Below are 21,028 nucleotides of genomic sequence, written 5' to 3' on the forward strand. Positions count from 1 at the left end.
ACGGATGAAGCTGGACGGGTCCTGCCACTGCGGGGCGGTGCGATTCTCGGTGGACGCCTACGCGCCGGTCCCCTATTTGCGCTGCTACTGCTCGATCTGCCGCAAGACGGCGGGCGGGGGCGGCTACGCCATCAATCTGGGGGCCAAGGCCGACACGCTGGCGGTGACGGGGGCGGAGCACATCACCGTCTTCCACGCCCGCATCGACGGCGAGGAAAGCCCCGGCGAGCGGCGCTTCTGCGCGCGCTGCGGCTCCGCCCTGTGGGTGAGCGACCCGCGCTGGCCGGAGCTGGTCCACCCCTTCGCCAGCGCCATCGACAGTACCCTGCCGGAGGCGCCGGCCCACGTCCATATGATGCTGGGATCGAAGGCCAACTGGGTCCCGGTCGAGGCCAAGCCGGGGGATGAGCGCAGCGACGACTACCCGCCGGAATCGCTGGAGGAGTGGCACCGCGCCCACGGATTGCTGGACGATGGGAAGCAAGACGGCGGGGCATAACCCCCCGCCGTCCGTGCCGGTCAGTTCTTCAGCTTGTAGCCGGTGCGGAAGATCCACCAGACCGCCGTCAGGCAGAGCGCCAGGAACAGCGCGGTCATGGCGAGGCTGATCCCCACCGGCACGTCGGCCTGTCCGTAGAAGCTCCAGCGGAAGCCGCTGACCAGATAGACGACCGGGTTGAACAGGGTGATCTTCTGCCACAGCGGCGGCAGCATGCTGATCGAGTAGAAGCTGCCGCCGAGGAAGGCCAGCGGCGTGATGACCAGGATCGGCACGATCTGCAGCTTCTCCCAGCCGTCCGCCCAGACGCCCAGGATGAAGCCGAACAGGCTGAAGGTGACAGAGGTCAGCACCAGGAAGGCGACCATCCAGACCGGGTGCTGGATCGAGTAGTCGACGAACAGCCGGGCGGTCAGCAGGATCAGCACGCCGAGGATCATCGACTTGGTGGCCGCCGCCCCGACATAGCCGAGCACCGTCTCGAAGGCCGAGATCGGGGCCGACAGCACCTCGTAGATCGTGCCGGAATAGCGCGGCATGTAGATGCCGAAGGAGGCGTTCGACACGCTTTCCGTCAGCACCGACATCATGACGAGGCCGGGCACCAGGAAGGCGCCGTAGCTCACCCCGTCCACCGCCGTGAAGCGCCCACCGATGGCCGCCCCGAAGACGATGAAGTAGAGCGAGGTCGAGATGACCGGCGCCGCGATGCTCTGGAACAGCGTGCGCCAGGTGCGGGCCAGCTCGAACAGATAGATGGCCTTGACCGCATGAAGGTTGATGGGGGAGGTCATGCCCGCTCCTTCACAAGGCTGACGAAGATCTCCTCGAGGGAGCTTTCCTCGGTGTGCAGGTTCGTGAAATCAATGCCGTGGTCGCCGAGCTTGCGGAGAAGCCGGGCAATGCCCGTCTGGTCCTCCTGCGTGTCGAAGCTGTAGACCAGTTCCCGCCCGTCGCCGGACAGGGTCAGGGGGTAGCCGGCCAGCTCCGCCGGAATGGCCTCCAGCGGGTTCTGGAGCTGCAGGGTCAGCAGCCGTTTGCCGAGCTTGCGCATCAGCGCGGCCTTGTCCTCGACCAGCACGATGCGGCCGTTGGAGATGACGCCGATGCTGTCGGCCATCTCCTCAGCCTCCTCGATGTAGTGGGTGGTCAGGATGATGGTCACGCCGCTGTCGCGCAGCCGCCCGATCATCTCCCACATGCCGCGGCGAAGCTCCACGTCCACCCCGGCGGTCGGCTCGTCGAGGAAGAGGATGCGCGGCTCGTGGGACAAAGCCTTTGCAATCATCACGCGGCGCTTCATGCCGCCGGACAGCGCCATGACCTTGCTGTCCTTCTTGTTCCAGAGGGACAGGTCCTTCAGCACCTTCTCGATGTGGGCGGGATCGGGCGGCTTGCCGAACAGCCCGCGGCTGAAGCTGACGGTGGCCCAGACGCTCTCGAACGCCTCGGTCGTCAGTTCCTGCGGGACGAGGCCGATCAGCGAGCGCGCGGCGCGCCAGTCGCGCACGATGTCGTGCCCGTCCACCGTCACGGTGCCCGCGGTGGCGTTGACGATGCCGCAGACGGTGCTGATGAGCGTCGTCTTGCCGGCCCCGTTCGGTCCCAGAAGGGCGAAGATCTCGCCGCGGCGGATGTCGAGATCGACCCCCTTCAGCGCCTGGAAGCCGGTGGCGTAGGTCTTTTCCAGCCCACGCACCTGAATGATCGGCTGCATGTCTCCCCTCTGCCTGTCGGTCGGCCCGTTCCGGGCGGGCGTCACCTTAACGGCGGGACGGCGCTTGGTCATCGGGCATTCGGCGCGACGCAACCATTCCGGATAAGGGGGACCTGATTTGGGAGTCCCGATTCGGGGTGGGGGATGCCCGCCCACAAATGATTTCGGGACAACAGCCCTGCCCATCCCCATATTATGTAAAAAGCACGAAAGAGGACGAGCGCTCATGCCAAAAGATGTTGTGCTCAGCGATGTCGATGTTTGGGAAAGCTCCATCACCACATGGCTGCGTTCCAACGCGGCCGAGGACCCGGCCCATGACATCGACCATCTTCTTCGCGTTTGGCGCACCGCCAAGGCCCTGGCCGCGGCGGAGGCCGAACGGGAGGGCGGACCGCCGCCTGACATGCTCGTCGTGCTGGCCGCGGCCCTGCTCCACGACATCGTGAACGTGCCGAAGGACCATCCGGACCGCAGCCGCGCCTCCCGCCTGTCGGCGGACCGGGCGGAGGAGGTTCTGCGCGGCATGGGCTTCCCGGACGCGCTGATCCCCGCCACCCGCCACGCCATCGAGGCGCACAGCTACTCCGCCGGCATCCCGCCGCTGACCATCGAGGCGAAGCTGGTCCAGGACGCCGACCGGCTGGAAAGCCTGGGGGCCATCGGCATCGCCCGCTGCTTCGCCACCTCCGGCCTGATGAAGCGGGCGCTGTTCCACGGCGAGGACCCGATGGCCGAGACCCGCCCGCTGGACGACCTGCAATACGCGCTGGACCATTTCAAGGCGAAGCTGCTGCTGCTTCCCAACACCATGCAGACCCCGGCCGGCCGGGCGCGGGCGCAGGAGCGGGCGGCCTTCCTGCTGTCCTTCCAGGTCCAGCTTCTGGCGGAGATCGCCGGGGACGCCTGACGGTCCCGGCACGGCCTGCGTGTGGAAGCAGGTCCGACGACAACGCTCTCCTCCCCGGGGTGGCGCCGCGTTAGCATAACCTTATGGAGCGCGTCGCGATGGCGGTGCCGCTCGCACGAACCGGACTGCGGCAAGCGCGGCCCGGTTCGGTGTGTTGCGTGAACCGAAGCAATCCGGGTTGTATCGACCATGAACAAGAACAGGCAGTCCGGCGGTCTCTCCGCGCCGGACATGCGCAAACTGTCGGACGCACTGGCCTTGGCCCAGAAAGGCGATCTGGGGCGCGCCGTCACGTTGTTCGAACAGGCGACAAGGGGCGCCGGCCTGACTCCGCAGATCGCGGGGTTCGGGCGGGACCTCCATGCGGCGGTCGGCAACGCCGCCTTCGGAAGCCAGCGCTACGACGATGCCTTGAGCGCGTTCGAGCGGGCGCGTCTTTGTGACCCGCATCACCCCGGAATCCTGCTCAACATCGGCAACACCCTGTTCCGGATGGCCGCCTACGACCGGGCCGCCGGCGCGCTCGAACAGGCGCGGGTGCTGCACCCGGCCACCCCGGACACGCTGCTCAGCCTCTCGGCGGCGCTGTTCCAACTGGGACGCCTTGCGGAGGCGGAGCGTCTGGCCCGTCAAGCGGCGGCATTGGCGCCGAACGCCCCGGCGGTGTGGTTCAATCTGGGGACCGCCCTCAAGGGGCAGGACAAGCTGGCCGCCGCCGCAGAAGCCTACCGCCGCGCGCTGAGGATCGCGCCCGGAAACCCGACCGCGACGGTCGGGCTGATCCAGACCAAGCAACGGTCCTGCGACTGGTCCAGCTTCGACGACGACGCGGTTACTCTGGACTCCATCGCGTCGCAGGGCGTGCCGGTCCAGGCCTCCATGATGCTGTCCCACCGCGTTTCCGCCCGGTCGCTCCTGGCGGCGGCGCGGGCGCACGCGCAGACGATCCGGTCGAAGCCGGTGCGGCTGAAGGCGAAGCCCGGCAGGACGGGCGTCGCCACCATCGCCTACCTGTCGAACGATTTCCGCCAGCATCCGGTCGCGCAACTGCTGGCCGAGGTGCTGGCGCTGCACGACCGGTCGCGCTTCCGCGTGCTCGCCTACAGCTACGGGCCGGACGACGACAGCGTCGAGCGCCGTCGCATCCGCGAAGGCGTCGACCGCTTCATCGACATCGACTCCCTGACCGCGGAGGAGGCCGCCGAGACGATGCGGCGGGATGGCGTCGACATTCTGATCGACCTCAAGGGCTACACCGGCCACCCGCGGCCACACATCCTCGCCGCCCGGCCGGCGCCGGTGCAGGTCCAGTTCCTGGGCTATCCCGGCACCATGGGAGCGCCCTGGATCGACTACATCGTCGCCGATCCCGTCTCCCTGCCGCCGGAGTTGGAAAGCGGCTTCACCGAGGCGGTCGCGCGGATGCCGCGCTGCTTCCTGCCGCGGGACCGGCGTCATGGAGTTCCGCCGCCGCCGCCGCGGCCGGCCTGCGGTCTTCCGGCGGACGGCTTCGTGCTCGCCTGCTTCAACAACGCCTACAAGATCACGCCCGAGATCTGGGCCGTCTGGATGGCGTTGCTGCACAAAATCCCCGACGCGGTGCTCTGGCTTGCCAATGCGACGGCGGAGGCCGAGCGGAACCTGCTTCAAGCCGCCCAATCGGCAGGGATTGCCACGGACCGCATCGTCTTCGCGCCTTGGGCTCCGACCTTGGACGATCACCTGTCCCGGCTCCAGAACGCCGACCTGATGCTGGACACTCTGCATTACGGCGCCCACACGACGGCGAGCGACGCGCTGTGGGTGGGGCTTCCGCTGGTGACGTGCCCGGGACACACGCTGCAATCGCGCGTCGCCGCCAGTCTGCTCCACACCACGGGCCTTCCCGACTTCGTGACGGAATCCCTGGCGCACTACGAAAGCGCGGTTCTTCATTGGGCGAACAACCGCGCCGGTCTGGAGGCGGTTCGGAACCGACTGCGCGCCGAGCGCGACGGCGGGCCGCTGTTCGATATGAACGCCTACACGCGCCATCTCGACCAGGCGTTGCTGACGATGCTGGAGCGCCAGCGGCGCGGCGCGCCTCCGGCGACGTTCACGGTCGCCGGGTAAAACAGCGCGCAAAACGAAAAAGGACCGCTCCGGAGGAGTCGGTCCTTTTTTCCGGCCCGGATGGACGGGCCGCCGCGTCGTGGGGCCGGAAGGCCCTGGCGCCGGTCATTCGCGCATCAGCGTCGGCAGGTCGAGCGTCGAGGTGCCGGCCGCCGGGGCGCAGGTGCCGGACGACACAGCTTGGTATACAATATACAACGGAGTGGCCGAGAACCAAGCGCTGGCGAATTCCGTAACACCCTTGGCGATGCTCGACAGAAGGCCGTCGTGATGGCTGTGATGGGCGGAAGCGTAAGCCATGATATGTCTCCTCTTTGCTGATGGGGTTATTGTGCCGTGGTATACCCGATACCAGAAGCGCTATGCCCGCAGAGCAGCAAGACCGAAAAATTACAGCTTCCTCAAGCGTTTAGGATCAAAACAGTCGGCTTGGCGAACCAAAAAAAATGGATACTCCGGTATGACTCCTGCCACATGATTGCGTATGTGTTTGCCGGGGAATCACGTACTCTCCCATCATTACCCCCGGAGATAATCTGGAGAGCCGTCTGTGCCGGTGCATGAGTGGCCGCAGATCGTGCGCGCGTTGCGAAGGCTGCACGGCCTGACCGCCGCGCAGTTCGCCGTCATGCTGGCCACCACCGAGGAAACCGTCGCCCGCTGGGAGTCCGGCACCACCCTGCCCGACCCGCGGGAACAGGCGCTGTTGCGCGACGTGCTGACCGGCCATTTCCGGCACCACCCCACCTTCCTCGGCCTGAAGGCGATGGTGCGGAGCATGGGCGAAAAATGCACCCTCTACACGCCCGGCCTGATCGCGCAGACCGTGTCCCCGCCGCTGGCGCAATGGCTCGAGCGGCACCGGTTCGACATCGTCGGTTCCTCCCTGCTGCCACGCATCGACGGTCTGACCGCGGAAATGATGGAGCGCTACGCCCTGCCCATGCTGGATGGGACGAGCGACGTCCTGTCGGTCACCTACAACGACCGGGCCGTGGCCTTCCGCAACGCCGTCATCAATCGGCGGCTGAGCGTCGTCCCCGTGGACGGCGTGCGCGTCCTCGTGCTGGTGGACCGGGTGCTCTATCTGGACGACGGTCACGACACGCCCGACCCGGATCTCCACATGCTCACCGCCGACGAGTTGGCCAACGACTGACCAAGCCCTTCGAAAGTCCGGCTTGCCCCCGGCGGCGTTGTCTGCTCCATGGACGCCGGAACGGAGGGGAGCCAAAGCCTTGAGCACGGGACTGATCGCACTGTTGGACGATGTGGCCGGGTTGGCGAAGGTTGCCGCCGCCTCGCTGGACGACGCCGCGGGGCAGGCGGCGCGGGCGGGAGCCAAAGCCGCCGGAGTGGTGGTGGACGACGCCGCGGTGACGCCGCGCTATGTGGTTGGCTTCACCGCCGACCGCGAATTGCCGATCATCGGCAAGATCGCGCTGGGCTCGCTGAAGAACAAGCTGATTTTCCTGCTGCCCCTGGCGCTTGCGCTCAGCCTCGTGGCGCCTTGGGCGATCACGCCGCTGCTGATGCTGGGCGGTGGTTTCCTCTGCTATGAGGGGGCGGAGAAGGTGTGGGAGGCTCTGCGCCCCCACGCGGCGCATCATGACACCGATGGACAGTCAACTGCCGGACAGGACGCCGCGCAGTTCGAGCGGGAGAAGATCAACAGCGCCATCAAGACGGATCTGATTCTGTCGGCGGAGATCATGGCCATCGTCCTGTCCACCGTCGCTGCGGAGACCTCGTCCTTCTGGATGCAGGCTGCCGTCCTTGCGATCGTCGGGGCGGGCATCACCGGGCTGGTCTATGGTGCTGTGGCGCTGATCGTGAAGGCGGACGATGTCGGCCTGTCGCTGGCGCAGAACGGCCGCCCGGCGGCGAGCCTGCTGGGATTGCGCACCCCCTCCCCCGGCGCGCCGGGCGGCGCCGACCGGACGCTCGCGCCGGTGACGCAGGCGATCGGGCGCGGACTGGTCAAGGGGATGCCGGTCTTTCTGAAGCTGCTGGCGCTGGTCGGCACCGCCGCCATGCTGTGGGTGGGCGGCGGCATCGTCATCCATGGGCTGGAGGGCTTCGGCCTGACCGCGATCGGCCACGCGATCCACGGCGCCGCCGTGGCGGCGGGAGAGGCGGTGCCGGCGGCGAAGGCCGCGGTGGAATGGCTGGTCGGAGCGGCGGGGGCCGGGGTGTTCGGGCTGCTGCTGGGCGCCCTGCTGATCCCCCTGGTGCACAAGGTGATCGAGCCGCTCTGGGGCATGGTTTTGCGAAAGTAGCGCGCCTCATGCTGAAGCGCCAAGGGGCGGCCCTGCCCGGACCGCCCCTTGGCGTTTGCCCTTCACACGCGGCCCTGCCCCGTTTCCACAATGACAAGGACGCTCCATGGACGGGGCTTGGTGTGCCCGGACCGGCCGTGGGTCCGCCGAGAGATCGGAGCGCCATATATTAATATATCAGCGCCCCGTCCCTTGGCAAGCCTCCTGCCCTCACATCAGCATGTTCGGCAGGAACAGCACCAGCCCCGGCCACAGTGTCAGCACGGCGACCAGCAGGACGATGGTGCCGACGAAGGGCAGCGATTCGACGATGTATTCCTCGACCGGGCAGTCGAGCAAACTGCACACCGTGTACATGGCGACCCCGACCGGCGGCGTCATCGAGCCCAGCGTGACGATGGTCATCATCAGGATGCCGAAATGCACCGGATCGACGCCCAGCGGCGTTACGATGGGCAGGAAGATCGGGGTCAGCAGCAGGACCAGCACCGTGCTTTCCACGAACAGCCCGGCGATGAACAGGAAGATCAGGATCAGCGCCACCACCAGCAGCGGGTTGGTGGTCAGTTGGGTCATCGCCTCGGCGATGGTCTGGGGCGCCTGCTCGAAGATGATGGCGTAGCCGACCATGCCCGAGAACAGGATGATGAGCATGATCAGGCCGGTGTCCACCACCGCTTCCTGAAGCGCCTCGGCCACCGCGGCCCAGGTCAGCTCCCGGTGCAGCAGGAAGCCGACCACCGCGGCGTAGACGACGGCGAAGGCGCCGACCTCCGACGGGGTGAACAGGCCGCCGCGGATGGCGAACAGCAGGGCCACCGGGAACAGCAGCGCCCATTTGGCGTCGGCCACCGCCCGCCACACGGCGCGCAGGGTCGGACGCTCCGCCATTTCGGGACGGTAGCCGCGGCGGCGGGCGATCAGCCAGACGGTCAGCATCAGCCCGGCCATCATCATGAAGCCCGGAATGACGCCGGCCAGGAACAGCCGCCCGATCGACACGTTGCCGACGAAGCCGTAGAGGATCAGCCCCAGGCTGGGCGGGATGGTCGCGGTGATCAGCGAACCGACCGCGATGGCGGCGGCGGTGAAGCCCTTCGAATAGCCGCGGGCGATCAGGCTGGGGCCGAGGATGCGCGCCTCCATCGCGGCGTCGGCCACCGCCGAGCCGGAGACGCCGCCCATCAGGGTGGACAGCACGATGCAGACCTGCGCCAGCCCGCCGGACATCCAGGACACCAGCACGTTGGAGCAGTTGATCAGGCGGCTGGTGATGCCCGTCCGGTTCATCATGTGCCCCGCCAGCACGAAGAAGGGCACGGCCAGCAGCGGGAAGCTCTGCGAGGCCGAGGCGACCTGCTGCACCCCGATGGACATCGGGATGATGTCGTTGGTGGCGAAGAAGGAAAAGCCGGCAATGCCGATGGCGAAGGCGATGGGAAGCCCGAAGGCCATCAGCGCGAAGAAGGTGACGGCAAGAAGGGTCACGGCACGACCTCCTCGATGTCGCCGGCCTTGGGGGCCGGCGCGAAGACCGGTTTGGGGTGGCTGCGCAGTTCGCGCAGCGTGTCCAGGATCTGAGCGGTCAGCGTGATGGCGAGCAGCAGGCAGCCCACCGGCACCGCGGCGGTCACGAAGGCGTAGCTGATGCCGCTGTCGCCGAACTGGCGTTCCAGGTTCAGCATGGTCAGCCGGTAGCCCATCACCGTCATGGTGACGAGGAAGGCGAGGACCAGCACGCCCAGCACGAGATCGAGCACGGCCCGGGTGGAGTTCGGCAGGCGCTTGACCAGATAGTCGATGCCGATGTGGGCGCGCTTGCGCAGCGCCATGTCGGCGCCGAGGAAGGCGACCCAGACGAACAGGAGCTGCGCCACGTCCACCGACCAGACCAGGGGATGGCCGAACCAGCGCATGACGCCGGCGGCGAAGACGAGCAGAACGATGGCGGCGAGGAGAAGCATCGCCAGGACGGCTTCCCCCTTGTGAAACAAGGACGACATGATGGCGGTCCCTTGATGGCGGCGGAAGGTGACGGCGGACGGCGGTGATTTTGAGAGGTGCTTGCCCCCACCCCGGCCCTCCCCCGCTATCGCAGGGGAGGGAGATTTGTCCCCTCCCCTGCGAAGCGGGGGAGGGTTAGGGAGGGGGCACGATCAACACGAACCGATCCCCGCGTCAGTTCTGCAGCAGCTTTTCCACGTCCTTGTGAAGTTCGGCGTAGCCCAGCTTCTCATAGACCGGCGCGGTGGCCTTGCGGAACGGCGTCACGTCGATCTCCTCGATCGTCACGCCCTTCTCCTTCATCTGCTTCTCGAAGTCGGCGAGCGACGCCTGGGTGGCGCGCGACGCGCTGTCGCCGGCCTTCAGCGCCTCTTCCTTCAGGATCGTCTGCTGCTCCGGCGGCAGCTTGTCGAACCAGGCGGCGCTGGTGACGAGCCCGGTGATCAGATTGATGTGGCCGGTCTTGGTGACCCGGTTCGTCACCTCGTAGAGGCGGGCACCGAAGCTGGCCGGGTGCTGGGCCTCGACGCCGTCGATCACCTTCTGCTGCAGGCCGGTGTAGACCTCCGACCAGCCCATCGGGGTCGGGGTGGCGCCCATGGCGCGGATCGTCTCCATCCACACCGGGGCGCCCGGCGTGCGCATGCGGATGCCGGCGAGGTCTTCCGGCCCCTTCACCGACTTGTTGGTCAGCAGGTGGCGTTCGCCCTGCCACCAGTTGAAGGACAGCACCTGATGGCCCGACGCCTTGCGCAGCTTGTCCGACCACTGGTCGAACATCGGCGAGGTGACGACCTTGCGGATGCCGTCGTAGCCCTGGGCGAGGTACGGGCCGCCCAGGACGCCGAACTCCTTCACGAAGACGGCGAGCCGCCCGCCGTCCACGACGACCGCGACTCCGGCCCCGGCACGGGCCTGCTCCAGCACGTCCTCGTCCTTGCCGAGCTGCGAGCCGGGGAACAGGCGGACGGCCATCTTGCCGCCGGACCGCGCCTCGACGTTCTTCTTGAACTCCTCCAGCCCCTTGTAGAGCGGGTCCTGCTGGGCCAGCGCCGTGTTGACGCTGAGCGTGTAATCGGCGGCCAGCGCGCCGCCGGCCACGGTGGCCAGCGCAAAGCCGAGGGCGGCCACGCGCCACGTGCGGGTGATGATGCTCATGTTTCCTCCCTTTGAGGACAACGCCCCTTGCACGGAGGCGATTGTTCGGTACGCGACTGGTATGGTAGTATACAAGAATGGTGTTGTCCATGGGCTTGCGAACGGTGCAGGATGAATCCGCCGCACAGGATCGTCCGGGCGGGCACCGGCGGGGCGGACGGAGAAAAGAAGGGATTGGGGGGAGCATGTTGAGGAGGATCGAACCGGATTCGACGGAGCCTGTGGCACGCCGCGTCTTTCGGGAATTGCGCCACGCCATCGTGACGATGCAGTTCCAGCCCGGCCAGCCGCTGTCCGAGCAGGAGGTCGCCGGCCAGCTCGGGGTCAGCCGCCAGCCGGTGCGCGAGGCCTTCATCAAGCTGAGCGAATCCGGGCTGGTCGTCATCCGCCCGCAGCGCGGCACCTTCGTCGTGAAGATCTTGGCCAAACAGGTGATGGACGCCCGCTTCGTCCGCGAGGCGGTGGAGTTGGCCGTGGCCCGCAAGGCCGGCGAGGGGTTGCCCGCCCGCGCCGTCGCGGAACTGGAGGCCAACCTGAAGGCGCAGCGCGAAGCCGCCCAGAGCACCAACCCGGCGGCCTTCCTGGAACTGGACGAAGCCTTCCACCGCACCATCGCGCTGGGGGTCGACTGCGAGTACGCCTGGCGGGTGGTGGAGGAAACCAAGGCCCAGATGGACCGCGTGCGCTACCTCAGCCTGCCGCAGGCGACCCCGCTGGACCGGCTGATCACCCAGCACGAGCAGATCGTCGAGGGCATCCGGGCGCGCTGTCCCGACGCCGCCGAGGCCGCCATGCGCGTGCATCTGCGCGAGATCCTGAATTCCCTGCCCGAACTGGCCCAGCGCTTCCCCGACCTGTTCGACAGCGATTCCGCTCCGGCCGAACCGATCGCCGAATCCGCATGAACACAGGGATCGCAGCGCTGCAAGATATCTCATAGCAGCGCTGTGAAGAGCGCTGCGAATACTTCTGTTCAACAAGGCTACGACTTATAACAGCGCTATGTTGCGCTGCAATATCGATATGGAAGGCATGCGGATTGCGCGGTTTGTCTTTGCCGCGCGCGGTGCGAGCATTGGCTCAACCCAACAACGGGGCTTGCCCCACCGCCCGCCAAAGCCAATCGGAGCCTTGCCATGAAGACCCACATCATCGCCCGCCTCGTCATCGTCAGCGGCTTCGCCCTCGCCTCCCTGCTGACCGCCGCCATCCAGTAAACCGCCCCTTCCACATGACAAAAGGGCCGCGCGGCCGGGGTCTTCCCGGATCGCGCGGCCCGATGGTGTGAGACGAGAGGGGACGCCGGGGTCAGTCGGCGTGGGCGCCGCTCGGCACCGCCGGAGGCGTGACCTTGTTCCGGCCCCACTGGCCGAGAACCACCAGCACCACGATGAAGGCCGTGATGTCGAAGACCGACAGGCAGACGAACAGCGGCTCGTAACCGATCGTGCTGGCGAGCTGGCCGATGACCAGCGAGAAGATCATGCCGCCCATGTAGCCGGCCATGCCGCCGAAGCCGGTCGCGGTGGCGACGTCCTGCTTCTCGAAGGTGTCGGTAACCAGGGCGTAGAGCAGGCTCGACAGCATCTGGTGCGCGAAGGCGCCGACCGAGAACAGGAAGATGGCGGTGATCGGGCTGCTGGTCAGGCCGATCAGGGCCGGGCCGATCATGCACACCGCGCCGATGCCGATGCCGGCGATGCGCGAGTTGACCAGCGACATGCGGAAGCGCTTGGCGAAGAAGGGCGACAGGTAGCCGCTGAGGACGCAGCCGATGTCGGCGAACAGGAAGGGCAGCCAGGCGAACAGCGCGAACTGCTTGATGTCCATGCCGCGCGTGCTGACCATGTAGAGCGGGATCCAGAAGCTGAAGGTCTGCCACGCCGGCTCTGTCAGGAAGCGGGCGGCGGCGATGCCCCAGAACTTGCGCATGGTGACGACGCGCTTCATCGAGGGCTTGGGAAGCTGGACCTGCTCCTGGCCGTCCAGGATGTAGGCGTGCTCCTCCTTGGTCAGGCGCGGGTGGTTTTCCGGGTTGCGGTACAGCGCCAGCCACAGCATCGACAGGCCGACGCCCAGCAGGCCGGTGACGACGAAGGCGATCTGCCAGCTCCAGGTCACGGACAGCCAGATCACCAGCGGCGGGGCGATCATGGCGCCGACGGAGCTGCCAGTGTTGAACCAGCCCGTGGCGATGGAGCGCTCCTTGGCCGGGAACCACAGGGTGGCGGTCTTGGCGCCCGATGGCATGGCCGCCGCCTCGCTGACGCCCAGCAAGCCGCGGAAGAAGGCCATCGATTGCCAGCCGCCGGAGAAGGCGTGCAAGGCCGCGGCACTGCCCCAGACGAAGGCGAACATCGCGTAGCCGAACTTCAGGCCGATGAGGTCCGTCACATAGCCGGCGATCGGCTGCATCAGGCTGTAGCAGAGCTGGAACACGCTGACGATGTAGGAATACTGCTCCGTCGTGAAATGCAGTTCCTCCTTGAGCATCGGCGCCAGAATGCCCAGCGTGTTGCGGTCGATGTAGTTGATGATCGTTCCCAGCATGATGAGCGCCAGGACCTTCCATCTCAGGCCACGCACTAACTTCATGAGTTCCTCACTTGCCTGTTCATCGGCAGGCATGGGCGCACGCCTTTCCCTTCCGGGAAACTTCTGGCGATTGCAATTATTGGATGGGGCCCAGGGCTTGAACGCTGATACGCGGTGGGCTCCGCATATGCGGCATATATTAATATATCAGTTTAACGCGCAAGCGCTAACTCGGGCGGCGCGCCGCGCCCGACAATATGTCGCATACCAAATGGCAGAAAAAGCAAAGGGCGCGGTCCTTTCCGGCGCCGCGCCCCTGTTCCCCAACCCGTTGACCGGGAATTAGAATTGGCTTTCCGCCACTTTCCGGACCAGGAAGTCGCGGAAGACCGCGATGCGCTTGGAGTGGCGCAACTCCTCCGGATAGACGAAGAAGGCGTCCACCTTCGACCCGGACTGGTCCGGCAGCACCCGCACAATATCGCCAAGCCCGGCCACCAGATAATCGGGCAGCGCGCCGACGCCCAGCCCGCTCTCCACCGCGCGGAAGATCGCGTACAGGTTGTTGACCTGAAGGACGGTCCGGTCGCGAGCCACCGCATCGGTCACCAGATCGCGCAGCCAATGGGTGTTGGCGAAGGGCGGGCGCAATTCCTGAGGATAGGTCACCAGATCGTGGGAGGCGAGATCGGCCACCGTCTGCGGCTCCCCCTTCCGGTCCAGGTACCGGCGGTGCGCGTAGAGGTGCGAGCGGAAGGTCATCAGATGCCGCTGGATCAGGTCCGGCTGGCGCGGCGGGCTGACGCGGATCGCCACGTCGGCCTCGCGCATGCCCAGGTCCAGTTCCGTGTCGGTGATCAGCAAGGTGAGTTGGATGTCCGGATAGAGCGCCAGGAACTCCCCGATGCGCGGAGTCAGCCATGTCGAGCCGAAGGCCGCCGTGGCCGTCACCTTCAACGGTCCCTTGGCGGCGTCCTTGCTCTCGCTCAGCATCGCCTGGGTCATCGACAGCTTCGCGAAGATGTCGCGCGCCGCGTGATTCAGCAACTCGCCCTGCTCGGTCAGGATCAGGCCGCGGGCGTGCCGGTGGAACAATGGAACCCCAAGGCTGTCCTCCAGCGCGCTGATCTGCCGGCTGACCGCCGATTGGCTGAGGTTGAGGGCCTCGCCCGCGTGGGTGAAGCTGCCGGCCTCGGCCACAGCGTGGAACACCCGCAACTTGTCCCAGTCCATCATCCCGTCCTGCTTCCCGATGCCTTTGCCTGTCGGTCGGGGTCCGTCAGCGGAAGAGATCGCCGCGCGCCCCTGTTCCAACACTCTTTATGGCAAAACGCGGCCCAGGTCTTCCATTGCGAACGTCATCCGCGGTCCGGACGACGGGATGCCGAACGCGTTGGCAGCGGGAATACGGCGGGCAGGCGCCGGTTGTCACAGCGGGGCACCGCTCACATGGACGCGATGTCCCTTTTCGCCGTGTCCGTCAGGAGCTGATCGAAGCTCTCGGACTTGAAGCCCAGAGCGCTGAGCTTGTCCCCCGCCCCGCGTTCCGAGTCGGTCCGCGCCATCTTGTTCAAGGCGAATTCCGCCGTCAGCTTCACGGTGGTCGCGCCTTCGTCCGCTTGCCGCATCAGCGAGCTGCGTTCCCACATCGCGACTCGCAGTTGGTTCTTGAGGGCCACGGCCTGATCCATGCGTGACGCCGAATCTGGAATTTTATCGATGGCGGACATCCGTGCCTCAATGCTTTCCGAAAGCGTTCTGATCTTTTTCTGCCTTTCGGTTTCCTGTCCGACGCCCGCTTCGACGGCGCTCTTCCAGAAGGTCTGGCTGCGCGATTCCTTCAGTTTCCCCGAAAGCGCATCGTTCATTTCGTCGGCCGACATCTGGCCGGACGAAACGAAGAGACCCAATGCGCTTCGGTCGTCAGCCGACAACTTGCCGAACAACGAAAGCGCGTCGCCCTTCAAGGCCGAAGCCAGCGGGCTCAAAGCCACATGGTCGGCCTTCCCGCTGCCGTTGCTGGCCTCGTCCTCCTTGGTCCGGCTCACCGGCGGCTTGGAGGGCATCGTCGGATGTGCCGGCGCTGAAGGGATCGCGCCGCTCAAGGAAATGTTCGACATCCTGCACCCATCAAGCCGCAGCCTTGAAATCGAAGGAAATGATAGGATCACTCATGAAATTGATCAACATCATAGAATATAGTTAGAAACCTAATCAATAGTCTTGGCATGAATGCTTAGATCTCTATGCATTCATGACTGTCCTGGTCACTCCGCCAGATGGCCCAGCGGCAGCGCCGTGCGGTAGCGCACCTGCTTCAATGCGAAGCTGGAGCGGATGTTGGCGACCCCGGAAATCCGTGTCAGATGCTCCTTCAGAAAGCGTTCGTAGCTGGCGAGGTCGGGGACAACCACGCGCAGCAGGTAATCGGCGTCCCCGGTCATCAGATAGCATTCCATCACCTCCGGCAGCGCCATCACGGCGGCCTCGAAGGCGTCGATCCGCTCCTCCACCTGCCGTTCCAGGCTGACGCTGACGAAGACGTTCACCGGCAGATCGACCGCGGCGGGGTCGACCAGGGCGACGTGACGGGTGATGACGCCCGCCTCTTCCAGCGCCTTGACCCGGCGCAGGCAGGGGGACGGCGACAGGCCGACGCGCTCCGCCAGGTCGTTGTTGGGCATCCGCCCGTCCTGCTGGAGCAGGGCCAGGATCTTCCGGTCAATGCGGTCAAGTTTGATTTTTGGCATTTCATGCTGCCATCAGTTGCTTCGCGCAATCTGATGCTAAACCGGTAGCGTTTCCGGCACCACTTTGCAAACTCCTGCCGCGGCACAAATGATAGGCTTCACCGATCATCGACCGCCATTCCATCAAAAATGGAAGATTGAAGGGGAACAGACATGGACGCGACCGTTCCGAACCACGCCGACCTCGCCTGCCTGCGCGAGCTGGAGCGCAAGGTTCTCTGGCTCGCGTCCTGGACGATCCACAACGCCAACCACGTCCGCCCCAACCAGGACGGGCTGAAGATCGGCGGGCATCAGGCGTCCTCGGCCTCGCTGGCGACGATCATGACGGCGCTCTATTTCCAGGCTCTGCGCCCGGAGGACCGGGTGGCGGTGAAGCCGCACGCCAGCCCGATCTTCCACGCCATCCAGTATCTGCTGGGCAACCAGACGCGTGAGAAGCTGGAGAATTTCCGCGGTTTCAAGGGCGCCCAGTCCTACCCGTCGCGGACCAAGGACGTGGACGACGTGGACTTCTCCACCGGCTCGGTCGGGCTGGGGGTGGCGCAGACGCTCTTCGCCTCGCTGGTGCAGGACTATGTGAAGGCCAAGGGCTGGGCGAAGGACCGGCCGGAAGGGCGCATGGTGTCGCTGGTCGGCGACGCTGAGATGGACGAGGGCAACATCTTCGAAGCCCTTCAGGAAGGTTGGAAGCACGGGCTGCGCAACACTTGGTGGATCGTCGACTACAACCGACAGAGCCTCGACGCGGTGATCCGCGAGGGGCTGTGGGAACGGCTGGAGAACATCTTCCGCGCCTTCGGCTGGGACGTGGTGATCCTGAAATACGGCGCCCTGATGCAGGCGGCCTTCCAGGAGGAGGGCGGCCAGCGCCTGCGCGACTGGATCGACCGGTGCCCGAACCAGCTCTATTCCGCGCTGACCTACCAGGGCGGGGCGGCGTGGCGGAAGCGGCTGCTCGACGACCTGGGCGATCAGGGGCCGGTGACCCGGTTGATCGAGCGCCGCAGCGACGAGGAACTGGCCCTTCTGATGGGCAATCTCGGCGGCCACGACCTGCCCTCGCTGCTCGACGCCTTCGCCCAGGCGCGCACGCACGACCGGCCGGTCTGCTTCATCGCCTACACGATCAAGGGAGCCGGGCTGCCGCTGGCCGGGCACAAGGACAACCATTCCGGCCTGATGACCCCGGCGCAGATGGAGGCGTTCCGCGCCGCCAACGCCGTCCGTCCGGGCCACGAGTGGGACCGCTTCGAAGGCTTGAACCTGCCGGCGGCGGAGCTGGACGCCTTCCTGGCGCGCGTGCCCTTCGCGGCCAAGGGGCGCCGCCGCCATGGGGCTGCGGCGGTGCCGGTGCCGGCGGCGCTGATGGCACCGGCGCAGAAGGCGCTGTCCACACAGGCGGCCTTCGGCCTGATCCTGAACGAGCTGGGGCGCGAGCGGACGGAACTGGCGGAGCGCATCGTGACGACCGCGCCGGACGTGACGGTGTCCACCAACCTCGGCGCCTGGGTGAACCGCCGCGGCCTGTTCGCCAAGAGCGCCCTGGCCGACCTGTTCAAGAAGGAGCGCATCCCCTCCACCTACACGTGGGACTTCTCCCCCGACGGTCAGCATTTCGAGCTGGGCATCGCCGAATCCAACCTGTTCATCCTGCTGTCGGCGCTGGGCCTGTCGCATTCCCTGTTCGGGGAGCGGCTGCTGCCCATCGGCACCGTCTACGACCCCTTCGTCATGCGGGCGGCGGACCAGATGAACTACGCCTGCTATCAGGACGCCCGGTTCCTGCTGGTGGCGACGCCGTCCGGCGTGACGCTGGCCCCGGAGGGCGGGGCGCACCAGTCCATCGCAACGCCGCTGGTCGGTATGGCCCAGGATGGGCTGGCCTGCTTCGAACCGGCCTTCGCCGACGAGCTGGCCGTTACCATGCGCTGGGCCTTCGACTACATGCAGCGGGAGGGCGAGGGCGAGGGCGAGCCGGACGAGCGCAACTGGCTGCGCGACGAGACCGGCGGCTCGGTCTATCTGCGCCTGTCCTCGCGCGTGCTGGAGCAGCCGGTCCGGACCATGGACGCGGAACTGGAGAGCGGCGTCGTTCAGGGCGCCTACTGGCTGCGCCGTCCCGGCCCGAACGCCCAGGTGGTGGTCGCCTACAGCGGCGTGGTGGCGCCGGAGGCCATCGAGGCGGTGGGCATGCTCGGCGAGGACCGCCGCGACGTCGGGCTGCTGGCCGTCACCTCCGCCGACCGGCTGCACGCCGGCTGGAGCGCCGCGCAGCGGGCGCGCGAGCGCGGCAAGCCCCACGCGCGCTCCCACGTCGAACGGCTGCTGGAGGGCGTGCCGCCCCATTGCGCGCTGGTGACGGTTCAGGACGGGCATCCGGCGGGGCTGGGCTGGCTCGGCTCGGTCCACGGCCACCGCACGCGGGCGCTGGGGGTCGAGCATTTCGGGCAGACCGGCACCATCGCCGACCTCTACCGCCATCACGGCATCGACGCCCAGGCCATCGTCCGCGCCGCGGAAGCCCTCTCCCCCGGCCGCCCGGTCCGCTATTTGAAGGCGGTGTAGCCTCGGATCGAGCGCCGGCGGCGCCCGTGCCGTGAAAACCGTCGAGCGTAACGCCTGATGCGCCGGGCTTTACGCTCGACGATATGGAAGGCCGCGGCACGAGCCGGAGGCTTGCACGATGACCTGAGCGCTCTTCGCGACCCACCGCGCCGGCGGCCTCGCGGTTGGCCTCGCGGTTGGCCTCGCTGTTGGCTGTGCGATTCCCAGGCGTTCGCTGCGGGATCTCCGCCGCGAACGGATTCGTCCGGTGCGCAATAACAATCCCCAATCATCAGAAACAAAGACGCCAGATAGACGCGTCAAATTGACGCTTTCCATTAGTTAGATAACTAATCGCACCTCATGCAAGACATATCAACGGCTTCCGTCGTTGACGTATAGCTAATTTGCATTCCACCGAATGCATTTGATATCTAACTTATACAGGAGTAATCAGTTTCAAAATTCAGTCAATTGACTTCAATTCACGCCGGTGGCGAAAAATATATGCCGTATACGGCCAATGATTTGGAGAAACTTGCGATGACGACTTGGTACGGAACGTCCGGAAACGATATTTATGACGCTCCTTCGGGCCCGAACATGCTGTTCGGACAAGGGGGGAATGACGACATCCTCGGAAACACCGACGCCGACTATATTGATGGTGGCGACGGCAACGACACGCTGTACGGCAGCTTCGGAAACGACAGCCTGTACGGCGGCAATGGGGCCGACACTCTGTACGGCAACGACAACAACGACCTGCTGAGCGGCGAGGCGGGGAACGATTTCCTCTACGGCGGGAACAACAACGACACGCTGTACGGCGGGGCCGGCAACGATACGCTGTTCGGGGATTACGGGTCAGATGTCGGCCTGGACGTTCTGGCGGGTGGGGCCGGCAACGATGTCCTCTACGGCGGCTACGACAGCGACAACTACCTCTACACCTGCAATTCCGACGGCATCGATCTCATTTCGGATTCGCACGGGGATTACGACCGGCTTCGCATGAACGGCCCCACGGCGCCCAACCAGCTCGAATATTACCGGGCCAGCACCTTCGGCGGCGATTCCAACGACCTTCTGTTCTTCACCAAGGCCGACGCCGCCGATGGCACCATCAGCGAGTACATCATCATCGATGACTTCTGGAACGGCAGCGCCGCCGGCGCCGGCCGGATCGAGTATTTGAACCTCAGCGGCACGGATTACTGGTTCAACGACGTCGTCTGGGGTCTGTAAGGTCCTCGGAGGGCTGGGTCGGCCCCAGCCCTCCTTCCAACAGGCCCATGACGTCGCACGCCGCGCGACACCACATAAGGAGTCTGTCGAACAACGGTCACAGCGCGAGGCGAGGTCGGGATGAGCTGGTCGATCCCCATCGGCACCGTAAAGGGCACGGTGATCCGCATCCACGTCACCTTCTTCCTGTTCCTGTTGTGGATCGGCGCCGCATACCACGCGCAGGGCGGCTGGCCGGCGGCGCTGGAGGGGGTGGTCTTCCTCGCGCTGCTGTTCCTCTGCGTGTTGCTGCACGAGTTCGGCCACGTCTTCGCCGCCCGGCGCTACGGCGTCCGCACGCCGGACATCACCCTGCTGCCCATCGGCGGGGTGGCCCGTCTGGAGCGGTTGCCGGAGAAGCCGTCGCAGGAGCTGGTGGTGGCGCTGGCCGGACCGGCGGTCAATCTTGTGATCGCGGCGCTGCTCTATGCGGCGCTCGGCGGCTTCGTGCCGGCGGAAGCGGCGGAGGTGCGGAACGCCGGGATCGACGTGCTGTCGCGGCTGGCCGTGGTCAACCTGTTCCTGGCGCTGTTCAACCTGATCCCGGCCTTCCCCATGGACGGCGGGCGCGTGCTGCGGGCGGTGCTGGCGAGCCGCATGGGCTATGTCCGCGGCACCCAGGTGGCGGCCTCCGTCGGGCAGGCGGTGGCCATCGGTCTGGGGCTGCTCGGGCTGTTCGGCAACCCGATGCTGCTGTTCATCGCGCTGTTCGTCTATCTGGGCGCCTCGTCGGAGGCCCACGCGGTGCAGATGCGCGAGATCACCCACGGCGTGGTCGTGTCCGACGCCATGGTCACCCGCTTCGAGACGCTGCCGCCCTCCGGCGTGCTGGAGGACGCCGTGCAATGCCTGATCCGCACGACCCAGCACGAGTTTCCCGTGGTGGACGGGGCCGGCACGCTGCGCGGCGTGCTGACCCGCGACGACCTGATCCGCGCCCTGCGCGACCGCGGTCCGGACACGCCGGTGCTGGAGGTGATGCGCCCCGACATTCCGGTGATCCACCGGCACGGCAAGCTGGAGGAAGCGCTGCGGCTGATGCAGGAGAAGAGCCTGCCCGCGGTCGGCGTCGATGACGGGAACGGGCGGCTGGTCGGGCTGGTGACGCCGGAAAATGTGGGGGAGATGATGATGGTCCAGGCCGCCCGGCACGCCCTTCGCCGCTGACCACCTCCCCCTTCCGTTGCGCGGCCTCTCCCTTCGGGAACAAGCGGGGGCCGGGGTCATTGT

General features: G+C 66.4%; 19 protein-coding genes. 9 read left to right on the forward strand and 10 right to left on the reverse strand.

What is annotated here, in order from left to right; all coding sequences use genetic code 11:
- The first annotated feature begins 4 nt into the window (after positions 1–4).
- On the forward strand, positions 5–499 hold the full coding sequence (locus ACFPMG_RS28275) for a GFA family protein (protein ID WP_376998520.1): 495 nt from the start codon (positions 5–7) through the stop codon (positions 497–499).
- A 20-nt stretch (positions 500–519) separates the two neighbouring features.
- Here the strand turns inward: ACFPMG_RS28275 and ACFPMG_RS28280 are convergent, their stop codons facing one another.
- Together ACFPMG_RS28280 and ACFPMG_RS28285 are read right to left on the reverse strand one after the other, a co-directional pair.
- The gene (locus ACFPMG_RS28280; protein ID WP_200478491.1) at positions 520–1,293 is read right to left on the reverse strand and encodes an ABC transporter permease; all 774 of its coding nucleotides are present in this window, start codon (positions 1,291–1,293) and stop codon (positions 520–522) included.
- Complete coding sequence (locus ACFPMG_RS28285) at positions 1,290–2,216, reverse strand: ABC transporter ATP-binding protein (protein WP_376998521.1); 927 nt, start codon at positions 2,214–2,216, stop codon at positions 1,290–1,292. Before ACFPMG_RS28285 ends, ACFPMG_RS28280 begins: the two co-directional genes overlap by 4 nt.
- Positions 2,217–2,442: 226 nt before the next feature.
- Between ACFPMG_RS28285 and ACFPMG_RS28290 the strand changes: the two genes are divergently transcribed.
- Together ACFPMG_RS28290 and ACFPMG_RS28295 are read left to right on the forward strand one after the other, a co-directional pair.
- Positions 2,443–3,126 carry an HD domain-containing protein gene (locus ACFPMG_RS28290; RefSeq protein ID WP_145704657.1) on the forward strand — a complete coding sequence of 228 codons (684 nt, stop codon included), beginning with the start codon at positions 2,443–2,445 and terminating at the stop codon, positions 3,124–3,126.
- Between the two features lie 189 nt (positions 3,127–3,315).
- Positions 3,316–5,238 (forward strand): O-linked N-acetylglucosamine transferase, SPINDLY family protein, encoded by a 1,923-nt coding sequence (locus tag ACFPMG_RS28295; protein WP_376998522.1) that lies wholly within the window; start codon positions 3,316–3,318, stop codon positions 5,236–5,238.
- 105 nt (positions 5,239–5,343) lie between these two features.
- Here the strand turns inward: ACFPMG_RS28295 and ACFPMG_RS28300 are convergent, their stop codons facing one another.
- Positions 5,344–5,538, reverse strand: coding sequence for a hypothetical protein (locus tag ACFPMG_RS28300; RefSeq protein ID WP_376998523.1), 195 nt, complete (start codon positions 5,536–5,538; stop codon positions 5,344–5,346).
- Positions 5,539–5,788: 250 nt separating this feature from the next.
- On the opposite strand from ACFPMG_RS28300, the gene ACFPMG_RS28305 reads away from it, so the two are divergent.
- Both ACFPMG_RS28305 and ACFPMG_RS28310 read left to right on the forward strand, forming a co-directional pair.
- Positions 5,789–6,397, forward strand: coding sequence for a helix-turn-helix domain-containing protein (locus ACFPMG_RS28305; RefSeq protein ID WP_376998524.1), 609 nt, complete (start codon positions 5,789–5,791; stop codon positions 6,395–6,397).
- Positions 6,398–6,476: 79 nt separating this feature from the next.
- The gene (locus ACFPMG_RS28310; RefSeq protein WP_376998525.1) at positions 6,477–7,517 is read left to right on the forward strand and encodes a DUF808 domain-containing protein; all 1,041 of its coding nucleotides are present in this window, start codon (positions 6,477–6,479) and stop codon (positions 7,515–7,517) included.
- A 210-nt stretch (positions 7,518–7,727) separates the two neighbouring features.
- On the opposite strand, the gene ACFPMG_RS28315 is transcribed toward ACFPMG_RS28310, so the two are convergent.
- The 3 genes from ACFPMG_RS28315 to ACFPMG_RS28325 all read right to left on the reverse strand — a co-directional run bounded on the left by ACFPMG_RS28315 (position 7,728) and on the right by ACFPMG_RS28325 (position 10,679).
- Positions 7,728–9,005, reverse strand: a complete 1,278-nt coding sequence (locus tag ACFPMG_RS28315) for a TRAP transporter large permease (protein ID WP_376998526.1) — start codon at positions 9,003–9,005, stop codon at positions 7,728–7,730.
- On the reverse strand, positions 9,002–9,520 hold the full coding sequence (locus ACFPMG_RS28320) for a TRAP transporter small permease (RefSeq protein ID WP_376998527.1): 519 nt from the start codon (positions 9,518–9,520) through the stop codon (positions 9,002–9,004). Before ACFPMG_RS28320 ends, ACFPMG_RS28315 begins: the two co-directional genes overlap by 4 nt.
- A 175-nt stretch (positions 9,521–9,695) precedes the next feature.
- Positions 9,696–10,679 (reverse strand): C4-dicarboxylate TRAP transporter substrate-binding protein, encoded by a 984-nt coding sequence (locus ACFPMG_RS28325; protein WP_376998528.1) that lies wholly within the window; start codon positions 10,677–10,679, stop codon positions 9,696–9,698.
- Positions 10,680–10,900: 221 nt separating this feature from the next.
- Here ACFPMG_RS28325 and ACFPMG_RS28330 point away from each other — a divergent pair, with 221 nt between their 5' ends.
- Entirely contained in the window at positions 10,901–11,584 is a 684-nt protein-coding gene (locus ACFPMG_RS28330) for a GntR family transcriptional regulator (RefSeq protein WP_376998529.1), read from the forward strand.
- A gap of 403 nt (positions 11,585–11,987) precedes the next feature.
- On the opposite strand, the gene ACFPMG_RS28335 is transcribed toward ACFPMG_RS28330, so the two are convergent.
- The 4 genes from ACFPMG_RS28335 to ACFPMG_RS28350 all read right to left on the reverse strand — a co-directional run bounded on the left by ACFPMG_RS28335 (position 11,988) and on the right by ACFPMG_RS28350 (position 15,964).
- Positions 11,988–13,274: an MFS transporter gene (locus ACFPMG_RS28335; RefSeq protein ID WP_376998530.1), complete on the reverse strand. Its 1,287-nt coding sequence runs from the start codon at positions 13,272–13,274 to the stop codon at positions 11,988–11,990.
- A 282-nt stretch (positions 13,275–13,556) separates the two neighbouring features.
- Positions 13,557–14,447: a LysR family transcriptional regulator gene (locus tag ACFPMG_RS28340; RefSeq protein ID WP_376998583.1), complete on the reverse strand. Its 891-nt coding sequence runs from the start codon at positions 14,445–14,447 to the stop codon at positions 13,557–13,559.
- Positions 14,448–14,659: 212 nt separating this feature from the next.
- Positions 14,660–15,334, reverse strand: a complete 675-nt coding sequence (locus ACFPMG_RS28345) for a hypothetical protein (protein ID WP_376998531.1) — start codon at positions 15,332–15,334, stop codon at positions 14,660–14,662.
- Positions 15,335–15,481: 147 nt separating this feature from the next.
- Complete coding sequence (locus ACFPMG_RS28350) at positions 15,482–15,964, reverse strand: Lrp/AsnC family transcriptional regulator (RefSeq protein ID WP_040137032.1); 483 nt, start codon at positions 15,962–15,964, stop codon at positions 15,482–15,484.
- Between the two features lie 153 nt (positions 15,965–16,117).
- Between ACFPMG_RS28350 and ACFPMG_RS28355 the strand changes: the two genes are divergently transcribed.
- The 3 genes from ACFPMG_RS28355 (at position 16,118) to ACFPMG_RS28365 (ending at position 20,965) form a co-directional block, all read left to right on the forward strand.
- Entirely contained in the window at positions 16,118–18,532 is a 2,415-nt protein-coding gene (locus ACFPMG_RS28355; protein WP_376998532.1) for a transketolase, read from the forward strand.
- 522 nt (positions 18,533–19,054) lie between these two features.
- Positions 19,055–19,759, forward strand: coding sequence for a calcium-binding protein (locus tag ACFPMG_RS28360; protein ID WP_376998533.1), 705 nt, complete (start codon positions 19,055–19,057; stop codon positions 19,757–19,759).
- Positions 19,760–19,879: 120 nt separating this feature from the next.
- A complete protein-coding gene (locus ACFPMG_RS28365) occupies positions 19,880–20,965 on the forward strand; it encodes a site-2 protease family protein (RefSeq protein WP_376998534.1) in 1,086 nt (361 codons plus the stop codon).
- Positions 20,966–21,028 lie beyond the last annotated feature (63 nt).

The sequence above is a fragment of the Azospirillum himalayense genome (assembly GCF_042657465.1).
Classification (GTDB): Bacteria; Pseudomonadota; Alphaproteobacteria; order Azospirillales; family Azospirillaceae; genus Azospirillum; species Azospirillum himalayense.